This is a genomic window from Paenibacillus sp. FSL R5-0810 (assembly GCF_038002285.1).
Classification (GTDB): domain Bacteria; phylum Bacillota; class Bacilli; order Paenibacillales; family Paenibacillaceae; genus Paenibacillus_AQ; species Paenibacillus_AQ lactis.
Genome location: NZ_JBBOCF010000001.1, coordinates 4,414,552 through 4,432,893, shown reverse-complemented (window position 1 = coordinate 4,432,893; position 18,342 = coordinate 4,414,552). Strand labels below are relative to the sequence as shown.

Below are 18,342 nucleotides of genomic sequence, written 5' to 3'. Positions count from 1 at the left end.
TTCCATGACAGCTTCCTTCAAGGATTCAGAGCGGCAGCAGGCGGGTAAACACAATGTACAGACGATAGATGAATGCAGCATTCATTACTTGATAGGGAGGCAGATATTTATGGATAACAACGTTTTTAAAGGGAAATGGAACCAGATCAAGGGTGAAGCGAAGAAGCAATGGGGCAAATTGACGGATGACGACCTGGATGTCATCGCTGGAGAGAAGGATAAATTGGTTGGGAAGCTGCAGGAACGCTACGGACATTCGAAGGATGCCGCAGAGCGCGAATATGCGGATTGGAGCGCCAGATTTCGGGATTAAAGCCTTAGATTAAGGGAGGCGAATGATCGTGTTGGAGAACCGGGTTGTGACCGGCAAGGTGATCGATATTCGTAACGATAAGGTGCTAACGCTTCATGGAGACATGGTCAGTACGTTTGATATGAAGTACTATGTCTGGATGGAGGAGGAGCCCTTCCCTATTCACGAAGGCTTGAGCGAGGCGTCCATACCGGACGGTTTGCCGGAGGGGGACGCGGCGCATGCCGAAGCCCCCGGCTGGTTCCGCAGGGATTGGAAACCGCTGCTTAACTTGATAACCGCTTGGAGAAAGAGTGCGAATCGTGCCTGATTTGCACTCTTTTTCTGTATTTAAGCTGCGACTCATCCTCCTGTAAACGGCTGTATGGTCCATGAGTGGTTTCACCCGATTCAAGTATGTTGACAGCCGCGTTATGGGGTGTAGAATGATCTCAGTAGCAGGAGTTCGGCCAGCCTAACATTGACGGAGGTTTTGTCCACATCTAAGCTGTCCAGGTTGTCCATAAGCCGCGGTCTTAACCTGATGAATGATTTAGATGATGAATAATTAAGGGGGGCAGTTAGATGGGACGGATATCACTCGTTATTGGGGCAACGGGGCTTGTAGGGGGACAGGTTACCGAGGAATTGCTAAAGAGACCTGAGATGGATGAGGTCCGGGTTCTGGTGAGAAGGCCGCTTGAGGCTACCCATCCGAGTCTGCGGAGCATTCCCGTGAATTGGGATGAGCTCGAACGCTTCGAAGAAGCCTTCGCGGGTGTTCACAGCGTGTATTGCTGCCTCGGGACAACGATCAAGAAGGCCGGCTCCCGGGAACAATTCCGAAAGGTCGATGTGGAATACGTGCTGAAGTCGGCGGCCCTTGCCAGAAGGCACGGCGTTCGCCAATTCCTGGCGGTCAGCTCGATGGGAGCAAGCCCGGATGTGCGGAATTTCTATCTTCGGACCAAGAGCGAAATGGAGGAAGGCCTGGCCGAAATGGGCTTTCATGGCCTGCATCTGTTCCGTCCGTCTTTGCTGCTTGGAAAGCGGCCGGACAGCCGTTTCGGCGAGCAGGCAGCTGCGGTATTGATGACTTCCCTGGATGTGCTGTTCAGGCGTCCGAAGCTCGCTCCATACCGGGCAGTCCCTTCACTGAAGGTGGCCCGCGCCATGGTGAGGATCGGGCTTACCGATATGAAGGGGCATCACATTTATCCGAATGAAGTCATTCATGTGCTGGGCGATACGGCTGATTAAATTTGCCAGTCTGCAGCCGGACGTTTACAATGTGAACATAACAGAATTACATAGAAGGGAGCCTTATCCATGAACAAACATATTATTTCCACGCCTAAAGCGCCAGGCGCGATCGGCCCTTACAGCCAGGCGGTAGAGATCAACGGCTTCGTATACACCTCCGGCCAGCTCGGTCTGAATCCGGAAACGGGGGAATTCGGTGAAGGCGTGCAGGAACAGGCGCGGCTGTCCTTAAGCAATGTAAAGGCCATTCTTGAAGCGGCACGGACAAGCCTGGACCGGGTCGTCAAAACAACCGTATTCCTGAAGGACATGAATGATTTCGCAGCGGTAAACGAGGTGTACGGCAGCTTCTTTTCCGAGCCTTATCCGGCGCGGAGCGCGGTGGAGGTAGCCCGCCTGCCTAAGGACGGACTGGTGGAAATCGAAGTCATTGCAGTCAAGGGATAATGGATATCGAAGGAAAACGTAAGGAAGAGCTCCGGCACCCTAGAGGCGGCCGGGAGCTCTTTTTTTTGTCAGGATCAGTTTTCCTCTTACTTGTATGGGAGCCGACCAGTTCCAATAGGAGCGCGAGGAACGAGACCGGACGTTGCCGTCGCCAAGCCGGTGTTTCCCAGAGCTCAAGCGGGCGTTCCGTGCCCCCGGTCTTTCCGAGCCGGCAGCCGTTGCTCCCGTGAGCCATATTCCGGCTGTTGCTTCTTACTTCTGGTGCACCTTCCGATATTCGTTGGGCGTCACGCCCTCCATTTTTTTAAACACCTTGCTGAAGTACTTTTCATCCTGGTAACCGATCATCTCTGCAATCTGGGCAATGCGGAGCTGAGGATTGAGAAGCAGGGTCTTCGCCTTGTCGATGCGTACACGTCCGAGAAAATCGGAGAGGGTCACGCCGAATTCCTGTTTGAATTTGCGAGAGATATACTCCCTGCTGAGGAAGAACCGACCGGAAATCTGCTGCAGCGAAATCTCCTCATGATAGCTGTTTTCCAAATACCGGGCGATATCATGAATAATATGGTTCTCCTTCGAATGAATCTGGGTAAGCACTCTGGAGGCTGCGTTGAGTCGGCCGCAGATCTGTTCCCGCCAGCGGTCCCAGCACAGCATGCCGTCCTCATTCAAGGGAAGAGGGGACGGCAGGTCTTGAGAGATTTCCGCGTCCTCTACGGGCTCCTGTATGCTCTTTACTTCATTCTCGGTCCAATGCTGCTGCATCCAGTCCCATTCGGAGTTGAAGCGCAGCAGCTGCTCCGGAGACACCCGCTCCATGTCCCGGATATCCTTCAACCACTCATCCGCGGCAGCTTCGATCCGTTCCTTGCTCCCGCTCAGGGCGGCTAATTTGAATTTCTCTTCATACGTGGCCAAGCGAGGGGTACGGGAGCCTTCGCTTTCCGGGACGCGGTCTTTGTGAATTCGCGATTTGCCTGTCAGCAGGTTGCGGCTCCACAAGGCCTGGACGGCGTTCAGGTATGCTTTCGGCAGCTCCGCAGGGAAAGCTGCTGCCGCATAGCCGAAATGGGCCCGGCGCCGGAGAATGGCGAACAATCCGTCGTTGATCCGTTCTAGCATATCGTTGACGGGCAGACGAGGGTTCCAATACAGCACAATCATTTCACCGGGCTTGTCGATATGTCGGAAAGCCACACCCTGATCGCGCAGCAGCTCGTTGCAGATATTAATCAAGGTGAAGGAGAGCAGATGCCGCCGGTTCCGAAATTTGGACAGCAGGTCTTTGTCAAACTGAACATCGCTTATAACGAATATATGACAGTGAGCTCCTGCCTGAGGCAGAGCTATCCGGTTTTGAAGCTGGGCCACGATGCTCTCTCTGCTGCCGTATCCGTTCACAAGATCCGAGAGAAGCCGGTCCATATAGAGCGGGGTCATCTGGTTCATTTCGATATTTTGGCTCATGATCTGCTTCCGCTTTTCTTCCTCCAACCGCCAGGCATCCGCCGCTTTGCCAAGCGCCTCGTTCAGGCTTTCCGCCTCGACCGGCTTCAAAATATAATCCGATCCCCCCGAGCGGATCGTATGCCGGACATACTCGAAATCATCGTATCCGCTGATGACGAGCACCTTGATGTCGGGTCTGGATGTGTGCAGCCAGGTCAGCAGCTCGAGGCCGTTTGAATTCGGCATCCGCATATCGGTCATGACGATCTGGGGATCTTTCTCCTCAATCAACCGGACCGCCTCCTCGCCGTCGGCAGCCTGATAGATTTCCGTTATGCCATGACGCTCCCAGTCCGCAAGCATCTCAATCGCTTCTCTTACGTGTTGTTCGTCGTCCACGATCAATACTTTCATTTCTTATGCTCACTCTCCCCAAGCGTTGATATTGAGCGTGACAATGACGCCATGCGGCACTGCATTCTCGATGGTTAAAACAGCCTTGTTGTCCGTATACAGGTTCAGGCGCATCAGCACATTCATAAGCCCGATGGAGATATCCCCGGCATCGCCGCTTCGCGGCTCATGGCCCGAAGGATCGGCCAGCATGCGGCGGATCGCCGCCAGTCGGTCTTCCTCAATCGACGTGCCGTTATTCTCGACCACGACGACGAGCCTATGTTCCTCTGTGATGCGTGAAGAAATCGATAAGCGTCCCACGGTCTCCCTGCTGTTCATGCCGTGCTTGAAATAGTTCTCGACGATCGGCTGCAGAATCATCTTCGGAACGGGGGCCTGCAGGCTTTCCGGCTCCAGATCCCACGTAATTTCAAGCTGATCCCGGAAACGCTGCTTCTGGAGCTCCAAGTATAGCCGCACATGATGGATCTCATCCTGCAGCGTTACCTTCGCCTCGCTGTTACGCATATTGTAGCGCATGATATTAGCGAGGGAGGAGAGCAGGGAATAGATCCGCGGCACCTTATGCTGAAGGGCCAACGTTCCGATGGACTGGAGGGCATTATACAGAAAATGCGGATCGATCTGTGCCTGCAGCGCTTTCAGCTGGTTGGTCTTGTTGGCCAGCTCCAGCCGGTATTCCCGCAGGATCAGGTTGTTGATCGTATCCATCATATTCCGGAACCGCCGGGATAAAATTCCGATCTCGTCGGGGCTCGTTACATCGATATCGACATCCAGCCGCCCGGTCTGTACCTGATTCATATAACTCGTGAGCTGTTTAATGGGTCTTGTAATCCGAATGGATATCCATAGGGTGCCGAAAATGACAACCAGTAGAGCAAAAATGGCAATAATCGCGTTGATCCCCGTCAGTTCCGTCGAATTTTTGTACAGCGTTTTATGCGGTATCTGCTTCACCAAAGTCCAGGGGGCATACGGCAGATCCAGCTTCTCATAGATCACCATCGCTTGCTTGCCGTCATAATAGCCCTGTTTTCCCTTGGCGATTTCATTCAGCAGCGTCTGATCGGCAAAGGGCTGCCCGATTTCATCGGAATTCGGACTATACATGATGCTGCCTGTATCATCAATCAAGTATAACTGCTCCTCGCCCTTGGCATACAGTTCGTCGCAAATGGCCAAGATACTGTCAAGTTTCACATCAATCGCCATTAGAGCGTACTGCTCGGGAGATGGAATGTTGTTGATCGACCGGTAAAAGGTGATCACCTTGAAATCGGTAATGTCGGCCGGTCTGCGGGGAAATCCGTAGTTATGAACCTCATGGATCGGCTCGACCGCGGCAGGGCCGGGACCGAACTGCTCAATCCGGCGGTAAGGCTCCTTCCGGAACTCGCGCCTTGGAAGATTGCTCGACACTTGGGTCGATTGACCGGTTAAGTAGTTGTGCAGGTAGATCTGATGAATGTCCTCCATCCCTGTCTGAATCGCCTGCAGGGTGGCATAGAGCTCGGCAATGACGCGGTGATTGTCCGGATCCAGGGCGAGATTGCGCAGAAAATAGGAGTCCGAATAGACGGAGAGCGAAGCCCGATTGATGCTGTTCATATAGTTTCTTAAATTGGTCGCTCCTTGATAAATTAGCCGAATGTTCTCGTTAACCGTCTGTTCCTTCACGGATTCGCGGGTATGCGAGAATGTGATGATTAAGGAGAGCAGAAGCGGAATCGTTGTAACGGCCAGCATGAATTGAATCAGCCGGGTTTGAATACTGCGGAATTTCATGACAGCTCACCTCAGATAGGATCAATCGTACAAAAGCGTATGGTCAATATTTTACACCTAACGGTTCATGATTCTCCGTGTTCAATGATAACAGGTTACCTCATAATGGCTATACATCATACAACATCTTATCGCAAAGGGGAGATCACAGGGATGAATCGAAAAAAATCATCGGCTCTGCTCCAGCAGTTTCTGTTCGTGGGACCCTCCACTATTTTTTTCATCCTGATCATGATCATTCCATTCCTTCTAGGACTGTATTATTCCTTCACCAACTGGAATGGCGTATCGAATAAAATCGATTGGGTCGGCTTTGATAACTTCGTAACGATATTTACCAATGACGATAAATTCCGCAGCTCATTCTGGTTCACCACAAGGTTCACGGTGCTGGGAGTCATTCTTACGAATCTTCTCGGCTTCGTGTTTGCCTATTTTCTGACCAAGCCTCTCAAGACGAGGAACGTGCTGCGGACGATCTTCTTCATGCCGAACGTGATCGGCGGCCTGCTTCTGGGCTTCATCTGGCAATTCATCTTCGTAAAAGGCTTCGCGGCGATCGGCAACGCGACGAATCTCGGATTCTTCAATCTGCCTTGGCTCGGGACGAAGGGGACGGCTTTCTGGGCGATCGTCATCGTCTTCGTATGGCAGACGGCCGGTTATCTGATGGTCATCTATATTTCGTCGCTCAATAACGTGCCAAAGGATATTCTGGAGGCGGCCGAAATCGATGGCGCAAGCAGGGGACAAGTTCTTCGGTCCATCATTATACCGCTCGTGATGCCTGCCGTCACTGTATGCCTGTTCCTGGCGATCTCATGGTCGTTCAAGATGTTTGACCTGAACCTGTCGCTCACCAAGGGCGGGCCGTTCGGCTCCACGGAGTCGGTGGCCATGAACATCTATAACGAAGCGTATACGAATAACCGTCTGGGCCTCGGCACAGCGAAGGCGGTCATCTTCTTCATCGTCGTCGCCATCATCACAAGCCTGCAGGTTCGGTTCACGAAGAGCAAGGAGGTCGAGGCTTAATGGAGACCGTTAGAAAATACAAGCTGAATACGCTGGCTACCGAGCTCATCATGATCATCGTTGCTCTGCTCTTCCTGGTACCGTTCTATTTCCTGTTCGTCAATTCGGTCAAAACCTTCGGCGAGCTGCTGACCGATTCGGCGGGGCTGCCGACAACGTTTGAATGGAGCAACTATTCGCGGGCATGGGATATTACGAACTTTCCGTCGGCGCTCTGGAACTCCCTGGTCGTCACGGTTGCCAGCAATCTGCTGCTGGCGATGCTGAGCGCCATGACGGCGTATCAGATGGTGCGGCGCAATACGCGCTTTAACCGGCTTATGTTCGCCCTGTTCGTTGCAGCCATGGTCATTCCGTTCCAGTCCATCATGATTCCGCTGGTGAAGGTAACCGCAACGATGGGCATCAATAACAGCCTGTACGGCCTGATCATCTGCTATCTCGGGTTTGGTGTTCCGCTCAGCGTATTTCTGTTCCATGGATTTACGAAGTCGATTCCGCTGGAGATCGAGGAAGCGGCAACGGTGGACGGAGCGAGCGGCTACGGCGTATTCTTCCGGGTCGTATTTCCGCTCATGAAGCCGATGTTCGTGACCGTGATCATTCTGAACACGCTGTGGATCTGGAATGACTATCTGCTGCCGTCGCTGATCCTGCAATCCGCCGAGCTGCGGACGATACCGATTGCGACCTTCGCCTTCTTCGGGCAATATACCAAGCAGTGGGATCTGGCGCTGCCGGCGCTGGTGCTCGGCATTCTGCCGATCATCATTTTCTTCCTGGCGATGCAGAAATACATTATTGAAGGAATTACCCACGGGGCGGTCAAGGGATAAACCGGTAAAGCGGTCAATTTCATCCACCCGAGAGATCAATATCGTACCTGATGAATCGAAAAAAGGTTAATTATACTGAAGAAGCAAAACGCCATTCATAGCAACTGATACACCTATACAAAAGGGAGGATTCATAACATGAAGAAACAAGGTAAGCTTCTGCTGGTCATGATCCTGGCGTTCTCCACCTTGCTTGCAGCATGCGGCGGCGGCTCGAAAGAGAGCGGCCAGGGAGCCGAAGGCGGCGCTGAGGGCGGAACGAAGACCATTAAGATTTTCCAATTCAAGGTTGAAATTGCGGAGGCGCTGAACCAGCTGAAGGCGGAATATGAGAAGGAGCATCCCGGCATCAAGCTGGACATTCAGACGGTCGGGGGCGGCTCTGACTACGGCGCGGCATTGAAGGCAAAGTTTGCATCAGGCGATGAGCCGGACATCTTCAACGTAGGCGGGTACCGTGACCTGGAAACCTGGTTCGAGAATATCGAAGATCTGTCCGACCAGCCATGGGTGGACGATGTGCTGGACGTAGCGAAGGAACCTATGACGAAAGACGGCAAGCTGTATGGGCAGCCGTTCGGCATTGAGGGCTACGGCTTCATTTACAACAAGGACCTGTTCAAGCAAGCGGGCATCACCGAGCTGCCGAAGACGCTGACCGAGCTTGAGGCAGCTGCGCAGAAGCTCCAAGCGGCAGGCATTACGCCATTTGCCAACGGCTATCAGGAAACGTGGATTTTGGCCAACCACCTGCTGAATATCCCGTTTGCCCATCAAGAGAATCCGGATGCTTTTGTCAAAGGCCTGAACGAAGGAACGGAGAAGATTGCGGGCAATGCGAAATTCGACGAATGGATCCGCCTGCTTGACCTGACGGTAAAGTATGGCCAGAAGAACCCGCTGACGACCGACTACAACACCGAGATCACGATGTTTGCCAGCGGGGAAGCCGCCATGACACAGAACGGCAACTGGACCCAGGTGCAGATTGACGGAATCAATCCGGAGCTGAACATCGGCTTCCTGCCGATGCCGATCAACGACAATGCCGAGGAGAACGACAAGCTTCCGGTCGGCGTGCCGAACAACTGGGTAGTCAACAACAAATCCCAGGTAAAGCCTGAAGCGAAGGAATTCCTGAACTGGCTTGTCACCTCGGAAACCGGCAAACGGTACATCACGGACGAATTTAAGTTCATCCCGGCCTTCAAGAGCATTGAAACCAAGAGCGAAACACTGGGCGATCTCGGCAACGATATCGTGAAATACAGCAAGGAAGGCAAGACGCTCAGCTGGGAGTTCAATAAATTCCCGGATGGCGGCATGAACGAATTCGGCAGCCAAATGCAAGGCTATGTTGCCGGCAATGTGAATAAAGACCAATTGTTCGAGGGCATCCAGAAATCCTGGGAGAGCCTGAAGGCGAAATAAACGAATAGAAGCGAGAAGAGGCCGCTCCGATTAGTCGGAGCGGCCTCTTCTGCGTGTATGGGGCAGCTATGGGAATGCAGGCGCGCAGGAATAGAGTGATGTCCTCGCATCATTGCGATCGCCAAATGATCCCGGAGTGTTCGCTGGATATGCCGCGACGACGGCTGACAAGCTCTAAGCCCTTCGGATCAGCAGATAGATGATGAGTCCGACAATCGGAAAGAACAGCAGACCGAGGACGACAAGCAGCGCGAATTCAGGGCTTCTGCCAAGACGGCGTGCATCGCGGTATCCCCATATACAAATCAAGATGTGAATAATAAAAAATAAAATACCTATTAATATAACGCCCAGCCCAATAATGCTTCCGGCAAATAAGATGTCCACACGAGCTCCTCCTGACAAATGTAGGTTTATTTATTCAATACGCATGAAGGACCGGCTAGGTGGCAACATTTAGGGGAGCGGCATCCTTTATTTGCCCGAAAATTCTTTTGGTTACCGTTTTGAAATTATGCGGCGATCGTATAAGATAGTAATAATATCTATAAAAAGCAGGAAAAGACGGGAGACAACGATGAATCAACCGCTTTATGGCGTATGGTTAGGTGACGCATTCTTTTGTTTTTCCGGAGAGGTATCCGAGCCCAAGGTAGATGCATGGAGCCGCGTTGTCCGTGCCGTACGGATGCAGGATGGAAGCCGTCCCTTCGCAAATGCAACCCTCCGGCTGGCCGAGCTCAGATATCCGTCCCCGACCTATGGGGCGAGAAGCACGCGTCGTCCGGAGCGGAAGATGGTTGGCGGCCGGACGATGGAAGGACTGGCGCTGACGCCGGGGGATGCGTTCCAAATGCTGCTCGAGCTTACGCCGGCAAACTATGAAGCACAGGGCCTCGCAGCCGGAGAAGAGATGGAATTTTGGATACAAGCAAGCCGCTTTGCGCTGCAGCTGCTGCTTCAAGGCAAGCTTGCGCCCGGAACAGCCGAAGTGCCGGCGGTCGGAAGACGGCGCACCACGATGCAGAGCATCCGTGCGGTATGGAAGCCGCAGCTCTCCGGGGAGGACTCGGAGCGATTCATGCACCTGGCGGCCAATATTCCGCCGGTCTGCATCGGCGTGCCGGCAGCTCTGGCCGGGCATGACCCGTCAACCCGGGAAGAAGCGGGCGCGATCGTGCTGTACTCGTTCTTGTGCGGCATTCTGAACAGCGAGGCCCGGGAGGCGGTGCGGGAAACCCAGGATAAGCTGCGGCCCCATCTGGCGAATTATCGCCGCGGGCATTCTCCCTTAGCCGAGCTGTGGTGGAACAGTCTGCTGACGGTGAACCGTGAGCTCCCGGTTCAAGGAACAGCCGAAGAGATCGGGGAGCTGACATCGGCGGTGGAGGCGGCGGGAGGAACGTCGGTTCCGTATGCCGCGGGCGAGGATGCGCCCCCTGAGAGCGGAACGGTCGGGCTCGGACTTCGGCTTGAGCCTCCGCTTACGGACAACCGGCAGGATTGGCAAATCTCGTTTTGGGCACGGGGCTTGGAGGATGAGGGCTTGCTGCTCCCCGCAGGCAGCATCTGGGGAATGGCGGAGCCGGATCCGCTGATCCGGGGACGGATCTATTCCTCCGTGAAGCAGCAGCTGCTGCTAAGGCTTGGCGAAGCCGCGGAGCTTGCGCCGGAGCTGGCGGAGGGCTTACGCGGACCGGCACCCGATGGGGCGACGATTCCGCTCAGCGCCTTGTCTTCCTTTATGAAGGATTCGGTTCCGAGACTGGCCCGAAGAGGCGTGACGGTCCAAATGCCATCAAGGTGGAGCAAGGAAGGCCGCAGACGGGTCGGGCTGTCCCTAAAGATGATGTCCGACGCGAGATCGCCGGGCGGGATGCATCCGCTCCCTGTGATGGGGATGGAGCATCTGGTTCGCTTTGAAATTTCCGCGGCCATGGGAGGCCAGCGTCTCACCCGGGAAGAGCTGAAATCGCTGGCGGAGCAGAATTTGCCGTACGTCCAATTCCGCGGTGAATGGGTTGAGGTCGACTTGAAGGAGATCAACCAGGTGCTCCGTTTCATGAAGCGCCACGAAAAGGGCGAGATGGAGCTCGCGGAATGGATGCATCTGACCGCCGAGATGGACGGAGAACGGCTCTGGAAGGGCCTCTTTATCGAGGAGGTGGAATCCGCAGGACTGCTGTCCTCCTTGCTCGAAGGCGAGTTCATCCGGAAGGTTCCTCCCCGGCCTGTCCCCTCGACGCTGCATGGGGAGCTGAGGCCGTATCAGGAGCGGGGGTATCAATGGCTCAGCATGATGCGCGACATGGGCTTTGGCGTATGCCTTGCGGATGATATGGGGCTTGGCAAGACGATTCAGGTCATTACTTGCCTGCTTGACCGGAGGGAATCGGACGGGGAGACCGGGCCGGTCTTGATCATATGCCCGACGTCTTTGCTTGGGAACTGGCAGCGGGAGCTCCAGCGGTTCGCCCCGGAGCTGTCGCTTCATGTTCATCATGGTGTCCGGCGGCTTCGGGGCGAAGAGTTCACGCAGAAGACCAAGGAGTACGACGTCGTGCTGACCACGTACCATCTGGCCGGGCGTGACGGAGGAGACCTGTCCGGCATCAGATGGTCCAGCGTTGTACTGGACGAGGCCCAGTATATTAAGAATTACCGTACCAAGCAGGCGCAGAGCGTCATGAAGCTGTCGGCCCCCCACCGGATTGCCATGACCGGTACGCCGGTGGAGAACCGACTGGCAGAGCTGTGGTCCATCTTCCATTTTCTCAATCCCGGGTATTTGGGCTCCTTCCATGCCTTCCGTCAGCGGTATGCAGCCGGCGAAGGGCAGCAGGAGAGGTACCGGGAGCTTCACCGGCTCGTATCGCCGTTCATGCTGCGCAGGCTGAAGAGCGATCCGGACATCCGCAAGGATCTGCCGGAGAAGCTGGAGGTGAAGTCCTACTGCACGCTGACGGAGGTGCAGGGAGCTATGTATCAGGCCGTCGTGGATGAGATGATGGGACAGATCGAAACCCAGACGGGCATGGCCCGCAAGGGGCTGGTGCTGTCCTCGCTGACCAAGCTGAAGCAAATATGCGATCATCCTCAGCTGCTGCGGCAGGAGGAGGGACGAGCGGTGCGCGCGGAAGCCTCCGGGAAGATGGAGCGGATGCTCGAGATTCTCGACCAGATTGCAGATATGGGGGAATCGGCGCTCATCTTCACCCAGTATGTCGGCATGGGCGAGCTGCTTGTGAACGTGCTCGGACGCAAGTACGGGAAGAAGCCTCATTTTCTCCATGGCGGCGTCCCGAAGCGCGAAAGGGACGAGATGGTCCGGGCCTTCCAGAACGGCGAAGGCACGGAATTCTTCGTGCTGTCGCTGAAGGCCGGCGGCGTGGGACTGAATTTGACCCGCGCGAATCATGTGCTCCACTACGACCGCTGGTGGAACCCGGCGGTGGAGAATCAGGCAACGGACCGGGTGTTCCGGATTGGACAGCACCGCAATGTGCAGGTGCATAAGCTGATCTGCCAGGGGACGCTGGAGGAACGGATTGACGAGCTGATCGAACAGAAAAAGGCGTTGTCCGAGCAGGTCGTCGGCTCCGGCGAGACATGGCTGACGGAAATGTCCGACGGCGAGCTCCGCCGACTGATCGAGCTTCAAGGACAGGATTGGATGTAAACGGGCATCCCGTTCGCTTATGAATGAGGGTGCTATACGGATTTTCTCTTTTGATTGAGATGCTGTCCAAGTTCTCTTTCGATCAGGACGCTAGCCAAATTCTTTCGTTCAGGATGCTTGCCCAGATTCTCTTCAGATCAGGCTGCTATATCGAGCGAAACAATTTTGAATGTTTGGATGACATAGAAGGATTTACGGCGAAGAGGAGGGTGCTGTTATGGAACCGACGAAGACTGGCGAGCCCCGGTTTGATTTGACTGCGGGGCGGCTTCAGGGCTGGACCGGTCCGGACGGGGAGCAAGGTGGGAGCTGCGGAATGAGCGTGACGATCGAGCCGCTTACTAGCGATGCCCGCAATACGATAATCGCCTACCTTACGGATCATCCGCTGGAGCTGTACTCGCTCCTCGCAGGCCGTGAAGCCCCGTGGCTGGCGGGCTTTGTTCCTTCGCCCCTGCCGGGCGAAGGGGAGGGCGTGCCTTGCACATGCGGGCGCGAAGCCTGCGGTCAAGCCGCGGCCGTGCTGGACGCCGCACGGCAGAAGCTTGCGGCGGAGCCGCTCCAGCTGCTGGCGCTGCTGGGGCTGCCGCGGGAGGCGCTGCTGGCCGGCGTCTTCGACGCCTGGGCCAAGGCCGTACCACCGCGGCCAGGCGGCACCGCCGGGGACGCGGCCACCCGCGTGAAGGAGAAGGGGCCGTCCGGCCCTTCTCCCGGCGAATGGGTGGCCGAGGCTGCGGCCGAAGGCCGGCTGCACCGGCCAGGGCCGCAGCTGGGCGAGCTGGCGGTGCCGCTGTCCCCGCCGCCGCCCGGGGAGCTTGGGCCCGCCGGCGATTGGGCGGGCCTGCTGCCGGGGGTAAGCGGCGTTACCCAGGCGCTCGGCCTCATTGCCCGTGCGGCTTCGGAGCGGGCCGAGCAGAAGCGCCGCCGCATAGAGCAGCCATAGCTGTAGCCGCACCTCTCGAAAGGAGCGGCCAGGCGCATGGCTGCTTTTTTCACGCCTAATGGCCGTAAAGCGCGGCCTTGGCACCGCAAATTCGGAGAAATGACGGCATAGCGCGTCATTCTTCGACATGACAGCGTTTGTCCTGTACCGCTTGGATAAGGTACAATGAGGACAATGAAGATGGGAAAGGACGAGGCAGTGATGAATGCATTTTATGGAAAAAGGATACGCTGGACAAGCCTGATGCTTTCATCTCTGCTAGTAGCGGGGAGCATTTTGGCTGGATGCCAATCGAATGACGCGGGTTCAGGCAAAGAGCAGGGACAGGAGCTTCAATCGCCGGCCGAGGGCCAGGAAGGCACGACGCTTCCAGAAGGAACCGGGGAGGGCGCTGAGGCCGGGAACGAGCCGGCGGATCCCGTGATGGCCAAGCGGAGCGAGAACGCGCTTCAGGCAACCGTGCAGGAGGAGAACGGCAAGCAGGTCGTGACCAATCCGGATGCCGTCACCGTAGTGGTGAACAAGCAGCGCAGTCTCCCGGACGGCTACGAGCCGAATGATCTTGTGGAGCCGAACGTTCCGTTTTCCTTCGACGGTCCCCATGAGAAACGGATGTTGAGACAAGAGGCAGCCAAGGCGCTTGAGGAATTGTTTGCAGCGGCCGAGATGGACGGAATGGAGCTTCGCGCGGTTTCGGGTTACCGTTCATATGACCGCCAGAAGGTGATATATGAAAATAATGTCCGCACCAAGGGAGAAGCGGAGGCGAACCGGGTCAGCGCAGTGCCCGGCACGAGCGAGCACCAGACCGGCCTGACGATTGACGTGTCGAGTCCAAGCGCAGGCAATGCGCTGGAGGAAGCGTTCGGCCATACGGAGGAAGGCGAGTGGCTGGCCAGACGCGCGCCGGAATTCGGATTCATCATCCGGTACCCGGAAGGGGCGGAGGATATTACGGGATACGTGTACGAGCCTTGGCATATCCGCTATGTCGGGAAGGATCTGGCGCCGGACATTGCCAAGAGCGGCCTGACGCTGGAGGAGTATTTCGACGAAGCTAACCTGAAGCTGTAGCTGTCGTGTGAAATGGTCGGAGCCGGGGGAATACGCAATCCCTTCATTGCCATGACCGGAAAAGAGCTAAACCGTTGAACGAGCTTTCAGGTTAATTGGACGTCGGGAATGCTAAGCAATCGCAAAGAAACCCCGGAGCTGTGCTTCGGGGTTTCTTTGGATCAATCCTGCGAGCGGTTCCCGGCATGCAAGCCTCACGCCAGGTGCACAAGCTCCACGCATGATGCAGGGTTCCAGTGTGATGAAAGCTTCACGCCTGATGCAAGCTTCCGACCTCATGCAGGATTTCCGCCTGATGCAAGCTTACGGCCTCTATGCAGGATTCCCGCCTAATGCAAGCAGCGAGAGGCTTGTCATGCCCTTCGGCCGCTGAAATTGTGTAAGAAGAGCCGCCTACCAGGATTTTTTTTCACATGGGTGCTGCTTTATGGCTTGTCATTTCGTTTATTTATTAAGCGGGGCATTCTCGTAGCCCGGATCGTCATAGCCGGTGTCATCCATTTTGCGGATAATGTTCATATCCTCGATCATGCGGCGCGTACGTTCATCCCCATGCTCATGGAGGAATGCGTACAGGTCGATTGTCCGCTCATCGAATTGCTCAATGGCTTCATCGTGATCAGCCGATTTATACGGTACAAAGGTCCGTTGGAACGCATAGCGGTCGGTGCTGCTGAAATCATTCATCAAGTCCTTCAGCCGGGTTAATTCGTCCTTGCTGAGCATGACGATGAATTCATTGGAATCTCCCGGGACATCCCGGATCAGGTTATGGTTGACGGAGACATAATAGGTTTTTTTATCGGTTGTCATGCTTTATCCCTCCAGTAATGGCAGCCGGCTTACCGCACGGCCGGTAAGCTTTCGATGCCAGATTGAACGCTGGCTTGAGGCAGGTGCTGGCTTTTTTCTATTCTTTACACAACCGGAATCGGGTTGAATCACTTGAAATGACAGGAAGACGGCGATTTTCACAAGAAGCAAGGAATTTGGTATGATAGAATCACCGTCACCGCCGTATACTGGATAGATGAGATGTCCGCCTTCCTGGCATGGCCCGATCGACGGCATGCGGGAACCGGAGGACCGGTTAGGGGTGAGCGTTTAATTCATTAATGATGTTAACTATGCGCTGCTTTAGGAAGCGCGTTATGATGCGGGTATAAGGAAGAGGAGGAAATAGGGATGAATATATTACAGAGGCTTAAGGACGGTGCGAACCGGGCAACGGAAAAAGCTCAGCACGTGGTAGAAGTCAATAAACTGAACAGCCAAATTGCGGAGATCGAGCAGCAGAAAAATTCGTACTACCTTCAAATGGGGAAAGTATTCTACGAAGGCTACCGCATGCAGGATATGTCCGTTGCCGAGCAGGAAATGGTAGAGCTGGCCAAGACCTGCGACGGTCTTCAGGAGAAGATTGAAGAGATCCGCAACCGGATTGCGGTGCTGAAAAATGAGCGGGTCTGCCAATGCGGACGCGTGGTGGCGCTCGATGCCAATTTCTGTCCGAATTGCGGCCGCAAGCTGGCCAGCATCGCTCCGAAAGAGGAAGAACCGATTGAAAAAGCGGTGAAGGAGCCTGAGCTGAACAAGGTTAGATTCGATTTCGAGGATGAAGATGAGGCCGATGCTTATGCGGCAGCTGCCGATGAGCGAGACCATGAGCCATTCACGTATCGCCAAGGTCCGGAGCCGTTTAGCCCTGTCGATGAGGAGCTTCTTGAGCCGGAGGTGGATCCTGAGCAGCTTCGTCTTGAGCAGGAGGAGCAGGAGAAGGAGCGCCGCCACTGGGAAGAGCTCGAGCGTGAACGGGAAAGACAGCTGGAGCTGGACCGGCGCATTCGTTTCTGGCAGGAAAACAATCAGAACCAGGATTATGTGTCCGGAGAAGAGACGGTGCGGGATACGGTAAAATGTCAAATTTGCAGCGTCGACCTGCCGAAGGGCTCGAAATGGTGCCCGCGCTGCGGAGCGGAGCAAATCTAATTGAATTGTAAGGGAATCGGACGACCATGGCCTTAAGCGCAAGTTCAACAACAATCGTGTGTATGATAGAGCAAGCGTTCGAGCATCTTTGGGGGGACTAGAAATTATGGAACAATTGCTGCATCATCTGCGCAATTTAGGATTTACCGAGATCGAATCGAAAATTATGGTGGACCTTGCCGAGCATGGACCCGCCGGAGGCTACGAGGTGGCGAAGCGCCTCGGGGCTTCCAGGTCCAATGTGTATGCGGCCATGCAGCGGCTGGAACGGCAGGGAGCGCTCGAGCGCATGAACGGAGAACCCGTCCGATACCGGTCGCTGAAGCCGGAGGAATTGACGCGCATGATCTCGGGACGAGTGGAGGCTTCCCTTGCCTATGTGGAGAAAAGCCTGCCGCGCAGCAGCGGTACGGCTGCCCCGTTCCTCAGCATGGAAGGAGATCAAGCCGTGCTAGATGCTCTCGTTCGGGAGCTGGGACGGGCAGAGCGCGAGATTGTGGTCGATGTCTGGCGGGAGGAGGCTGCGCTGCTTCGCGAGCCGCTGGCCGAAGCGGAGGCTAGAGGCGTGAAGGTGCTGTGGGCATGCGACGGCCCTGAGCAGAGCTTGTCGCGGACGCTTGCTTGGCCGGGCTGGAGGGGCCTCGAGGAACGAAAGCGGGGCGGCCGCAAATTCTCCTTCGTCGTGGACCGCGAGTGGTGCATGCTCGGGATGCGCGGCGGTGAATTCGAGACCGGTGCCGTAATTACGGAACACCCTGTGATGGCTGAGCTGCTGCTGCATCATTTCACCCAAGAGATGGTGCTGTTCCAGCTTGAGCAGGATATGGGAGACACGCTGGAGTCGCGGTACGGCCGGAATTTCGGGCTCATTCAAAGCGAGTACGTCACGCCGGAAGGCTATGCCGACCCGTACGGGGAAGAGGATGAACGTGCGATTGATCCTGATGCCTTAAGGGTAGCTTTACCCGAGACGGGAGCGTTTGAAGAAGCGGCGACCGGCTTGGAAGCGGAAGCTGAATCCGGCGTTAACGCGGAGGCAGAGCAGGGGCCGTCATCTGAGCACGCATCCAAAGGGACAGATAGCTGATCGTGACAAGCACGATCTGCCCGTATTAGATGCTGCGCCTGAAATCGCTAGTTCATCTATACTAGGCTTGCGCACACCAGCGCAATGGCATTGTATGAATCGGCAATGACATGAATCACAGCCCGATCCGTAATTTTATGATAAAATACAATCAAACTTTAACGAACGCCGGGAACTATCCTGGCGTTTATTTGCATAAGGGACTATACCGCCGCGATGCAGGATATCATGAGTAAGGGGCAGGATATTCAGACAACGAAGCGAGAGGAGTGGCTTGCATGGAATGCATCGTTCATTTTACAGTCGGGCACAAGGAAGGACCCAAGAAATTAAGGGGCCTGATCTTTGTTGATAAGGGGAAGCAGCCCACCGGACAGCAGCTTCTGGATATGTTTCACGATATGGAATACAACGTCGTTCCGGATGAGCGCGATGAGCTGCTGTTCAAGCCGGTGACTCCGGATGCAACGTACTCCTACATCCGGGTCAATGAATTGGATATGGGTCAGGAGCGTTATACCGAGGATCGCAACCTGAAATCGATCTTGAATGAGCTCATTCCGCGAAAGCATACGGGGTTGTAGCCTATAATTATGAACAAGCACCAAT

The 18,342-nt window shown here is 55.3% G+C and carries 17 protein-coding genes and 1 pseudogene; 14 read left to right on the top strand and 4 right to left on the bottom strand.

Annotated features, from left to right (window positions below):
* Positions 1–109 precede the first annotated feature (109 nt).
* From MKX76_RS19750 to MKX76_RS19735, 4 genes are all read left to right on the top strand, one after another.
* Positions 110–313: a CsbD family protein gene (locus tag MKX76_RS19750; RefSeq protein ID WP_007130439.1), complete on the top strand. Its 204-nt coding sequence runs from the start codon at positions 110–112 to the stop codon at positions 311–313.
* Positions 314–341: 28 nt separating this feature from the next.
* Positions 342–623: a hypothetical protein gene (locus tag MKX76_RS19745; protein ID WP_251535992.1), complete on the top strand. Its 282-nt coding sequence runs from the start codon at positions 342–344 to the stop codon at positions 621–623.
* A gap of 254 nt (positions 624–877) precedes the next feature.
* Positions 878–1,552, top strand: coding sequence for an NAD(P)H-binding protein (locus tag MKX76_RS19740; RefSeq protein WP_341034495.1), 675 nt, complete (start codon positions 878–880; stop codon positions 1,550–1,552).
* A 69-nt stretch (positions 1,553–1,621) separates the two neighbouring features.
* Positions 1,622–2,002: a RidA family protein gene (locus tag MKX76_RS19735; protein WP_251535989.1), complete on the top strand. Its 381-nt coding sequence runs from the start codon at positions 1,622–1,624 to the stop codon at positions 2,000–2,002.
* Between the two features lie 252 nt (positions 2,003–2,254).
* Here MKX76_RS19735 and MKX76_RS19730 read toward each other — a convergent pair whose 3' ends face one another.
* Both MKX76_RS19730 and MKX76_RS19725 read right to left on the bottom strand, forming a co-directional pair.
* Complete coding sequence (locus MKX76_RS19730) at positions 2,255–3,868, bottom strand: response regulator transcription factor (protein WP_251535987.1); 1,614 nt, start codon at positions 3,866–3,868, stop codon at positions 2,255–2,257.
* Positions 3,869–3,877: 9 nt separating this feature from the next.
* Positions 3,878–5,659, bottom strand: coding sequence for a cache domain-containing sensor histidine kinase (locus MKX76_RS19725; protein ID WP_251535986.1), 1,782 nt, complete (start codon positions 5,657–5,659; stop codon positions 3,878–3,880).
* A 153-nt stretch (positions 5,660–5,812) separates the two neighbouring features.
* Here MKX76_RS19725 and MKX76_RS19720 point away from each other — a divergent pair, with 153 nt between their 5' ends.
* From MKX76_RS19720 to MKX76_RS19710, 3 genes are all read left to right on the top strand, one after another.
* Positions 5,813–6,694 carry a carbohydrate ABC transporter permease gene (locus tag MKX76_RS19720; RefSeq protein ID WP_251535985.1) on the top strand — a complete coding sequence of 294 codons (882 nt, stop codon included), beginning with the start codon at positions 5,813–5,815 and terminating at the stop codon, positions 6,692–6,694.
* Positions 6,694–7,530 (top strand): carbohydrate ABC transporter permease, encoded by an 837-nt coding sequence (locus tag MKX76_RS19715; protein WP_007130432.1) that lies wholly within the window; start codon positions 6,694–6,696, stop codon positions 7,528–7,530. Before MKX76_RS19720 ends, MKX76_RS19715 begins: the two co-directional genes overlap by 1 nt.
* 138 nt (positions 7,531–7,668) lie before the next feature.
* Entirely contained in the window at positions 7,669–8,961 is a 1,293-nt protein-coding gene (locus tag MKX76_RS19710) for an ABC transporter substrate-binding protein (RefSeq protein WP_007130431.1), read from the top strand.
* Between the two features lie 174 nt (positions 8,962–9,135).
* Here MKX76_RS19710 and MKX76_RS19705 read toward each other — a convergent pair whose 3' ends face one another.
* The gene (locus MKX76_RS19705) at positions 9,136–9,348 is read right to left on the bottom strand and encodes a hypothetical protein (RefSeq protein ID WP_007130430.1); all 213 of its coding nucleotides are present in this window, start codon (positions 9,346–9,348) and stop codon (positions 9,136–9,138) included.
* A 190-nt stretch (positions 9,349–9,538) separates the two neighbouring features.
* Here MKX76_RS19705 and MKX76_RS19700 point away from each other — a divergent pair, with 190 nt between their 5' ends.
* The 4 genes from MKX76_RS19700 to MKX76_RS19685 all read left to right on the top strand — a co-directional run bounded on the left by MKX76_RS19700 (position 9,539) and on the right by MKX76_RS19685 (position 15,030).
* Entirely contained in the window at positions 9,539–12,640 is a 3,102-nt protein-coding gene (locus MKX76_RS19700) for a DEAD/DEAH box helicase (protein WP_144878769.1), read from the top strand.
* A 217-nt stretch (positions 12,641–12,857) separates the two neighbouring features.
* Positions 12,858–13,583, top strand: coding sequence for a hypothetical protein (locus MKX76_RS19695; protein WP_144878770.1), 726 nt, complete (start codon positions 12,858–12,860; stop codon positions 13,581–13,583).
* Between the two features lie 180 nt (positions 13,584–13,763).
* Positions 13,764–14,657 carry a M15 family metallopeptidase gene (locus MKX76_RS19690; protein WP_144878771.1) on the top strand — a complete coding sequence of 298 codons (894 nt, stop codon included), beginning with the start codon at positions 13,764–13,766 and terminating at the stop codon, positions 14,655–14,657.
* A gap of 241 nt (positions 14,658–14,898) precedes the next feature.
* Positions 14,899–15,030 (top strand): hypothetical protein, encoded by a 132-nt coding sequence (locus tag MKX76_RS19685; protein WP_260842921.1) that lies wholly within the window; start codon positions 14,899–14,901, stop codon positions 15,028–15,030.
* 71 nt (positions 15,031–15,101) lie between these two features.
* On the opposite strand, the gene MKX76_RS19680 is transcribed toward MKX76_RS19685, so the two are convergent.
* On the bottom strand, positions 15,102–15,470 hold the full coding sequence (locus MKX76_RS19680; RefSeq protein WP_007130426.1) for a hypothetical protein: 369 nt from the start codon (positions 15,468–15,470) through the stop codon (positions 15,102–15,104).
* A 372-nt stretch (positions 15,471–15,842) separates the two neighbouring features.
* On the opposite strand from MKX76_RS19680, the gene MKX76_RS19675 reads away from it, so the two are divergent.
* From MKX76_RS19675 to MKX76_RS19665, 3 genes and pseudogenes are all read left to right on the top strand, one after another.
* On the top strand, positions 15,843–16,646 hold the full coding sequence (locus MKX76_RS19675; protein WP_007130425.1) for a zinc ribbon domain-containing protein: 804 nt from the start codon (positions 15,843–15,845) through the stop codon (positions 16,644–16,646).
* 106 nt (positions 16,647–16,752) lie between these two features.
* Positions 16,753–17,535: pseudogene (locus MKX76_RS19670) on the top strand (TrmB family transcriptional regulator); the annotation flags it as partial.
* Positions 17,536–18,011: 476 nt separating this feature from the next.
* Positions 18,012–18,317, top strand: a complete 306-nt coding sequence (locus MKX76_RS19665; protein WP_007130423.1) for a hypothetical protein — start codon at positions 18,012–18,014, stop codon at positions 18,315–18,317.
* Positions 18,318–18,342 lie beyond the last annotated feature (25 nt).

Excerpts from the sequence above, each read along its gene's own strand:
- MKX76_RS19685 (WP_260842921.1), top strand. The coding sequence starts at position 14,899 with ATGAAAGCTTCACGCCTGATGCAAGCTTCCGACCTCATGCAGGATTTC.
- MKX76_RS19715 (WP_007130432.1), top strand. The coding sequence starts at position 6,694 with ATGGAGACCGTTAGAAAATACAAGCTGAATACGCTGGCTACCGAGCTC.
- MKX76_RS19725 (WP_251535986.1), bottom strand. The coding sequence starts at position 5,659 with ATGAAATTCCGCAGTATTCAAACCCGGCTGATTCAATTCATGCTGGCC.
- MKX76_RS19680 (WP_007130426.1), bottom strand. The coding sequence starts at position 15,470 with ATGACAACCGATAAAAAAACCTATTATGTCTCCGTCAACCATAACCTG.
- MKX76_RS19720 (WP_251535985.1), top strand. The coding sequence starts at position 5,813 with ATGAATCGAAAAAAATCATCGGCTCTGCTCCAGCAGTTTCTGTTCGTG.
- MKX76_RS19690 (WP_144878771.1), top strand. The coding sequence starts at position 13,764 with ATGGGAAAGGACGAGGCAGTGATGAATGCATTTTATGGAAAAAGGATA.
- MKX76_RS19675 (WP_007130425.1), top strand. The coding sequence starts at position 15,843 with ATGAATATATTACAGAGGCTTAAGGACGGTGCGAACCGGGCAACGGAA.
- MKX76_RS19735 (WP_251535989.1), top strand. The coding sequence starts at position 1,622 with ATGAACAAACATATTATTTCCACGCCTAAAGCGCCAGGCGCGATCGGC.
- MKX76_RS19740 (WP_341034495.1), top strand. The coding sequence starts at position 878 with ATGGGACGGATATCACTCGTTATTGGGGCAACGGGGCTTGTAGGGGGA.
- MKX76_RS19710 (WP_007130431.1), top strand. The coding sequence starts at position 7,669 with ATGAAGAAACAAGGTAAGCTTCTGCTGGTCATGATCCTGGCGTTCTCC.
- MKX76_RS19700 (WP_144878769.1), top strand. The coding sequence starts at position 9,539 with ATGAATCAACCGCTTTATGGCGTATGGTTAGGTGACGCATTCTTTTGT.
- MKX76_RS19730 (WP_251535987.1), bottom strand. The coding sequence starts at position 3,868 with ATGAAAGTATTGATCGTGGACGACGAACAACACGTAAGAGAAGCGATT.
- MKX76_RS19750 (WP_007130439.1), top strand. The coding sequence starts at position 110 with ATGGATAACAACGTTTTTAAAGGGAAATGGAACCAGATCAAGGGTGAA.
- MKX76_RS19695 (WP_144878770.1), top strand. The coding sequence starts at position 12,858 with ATGGAACCGACGAAGACTGGCGAGCCCCGGTTTGATTTGACTGCGGGG.
- MKX76_RS19665 (WP_007130423.1), top strand. The coding sequence starts at position 18,012 with ATGGAATGCATCGTTCATTTTACAGTCGGGCACAAGGAAGGACCCAAG.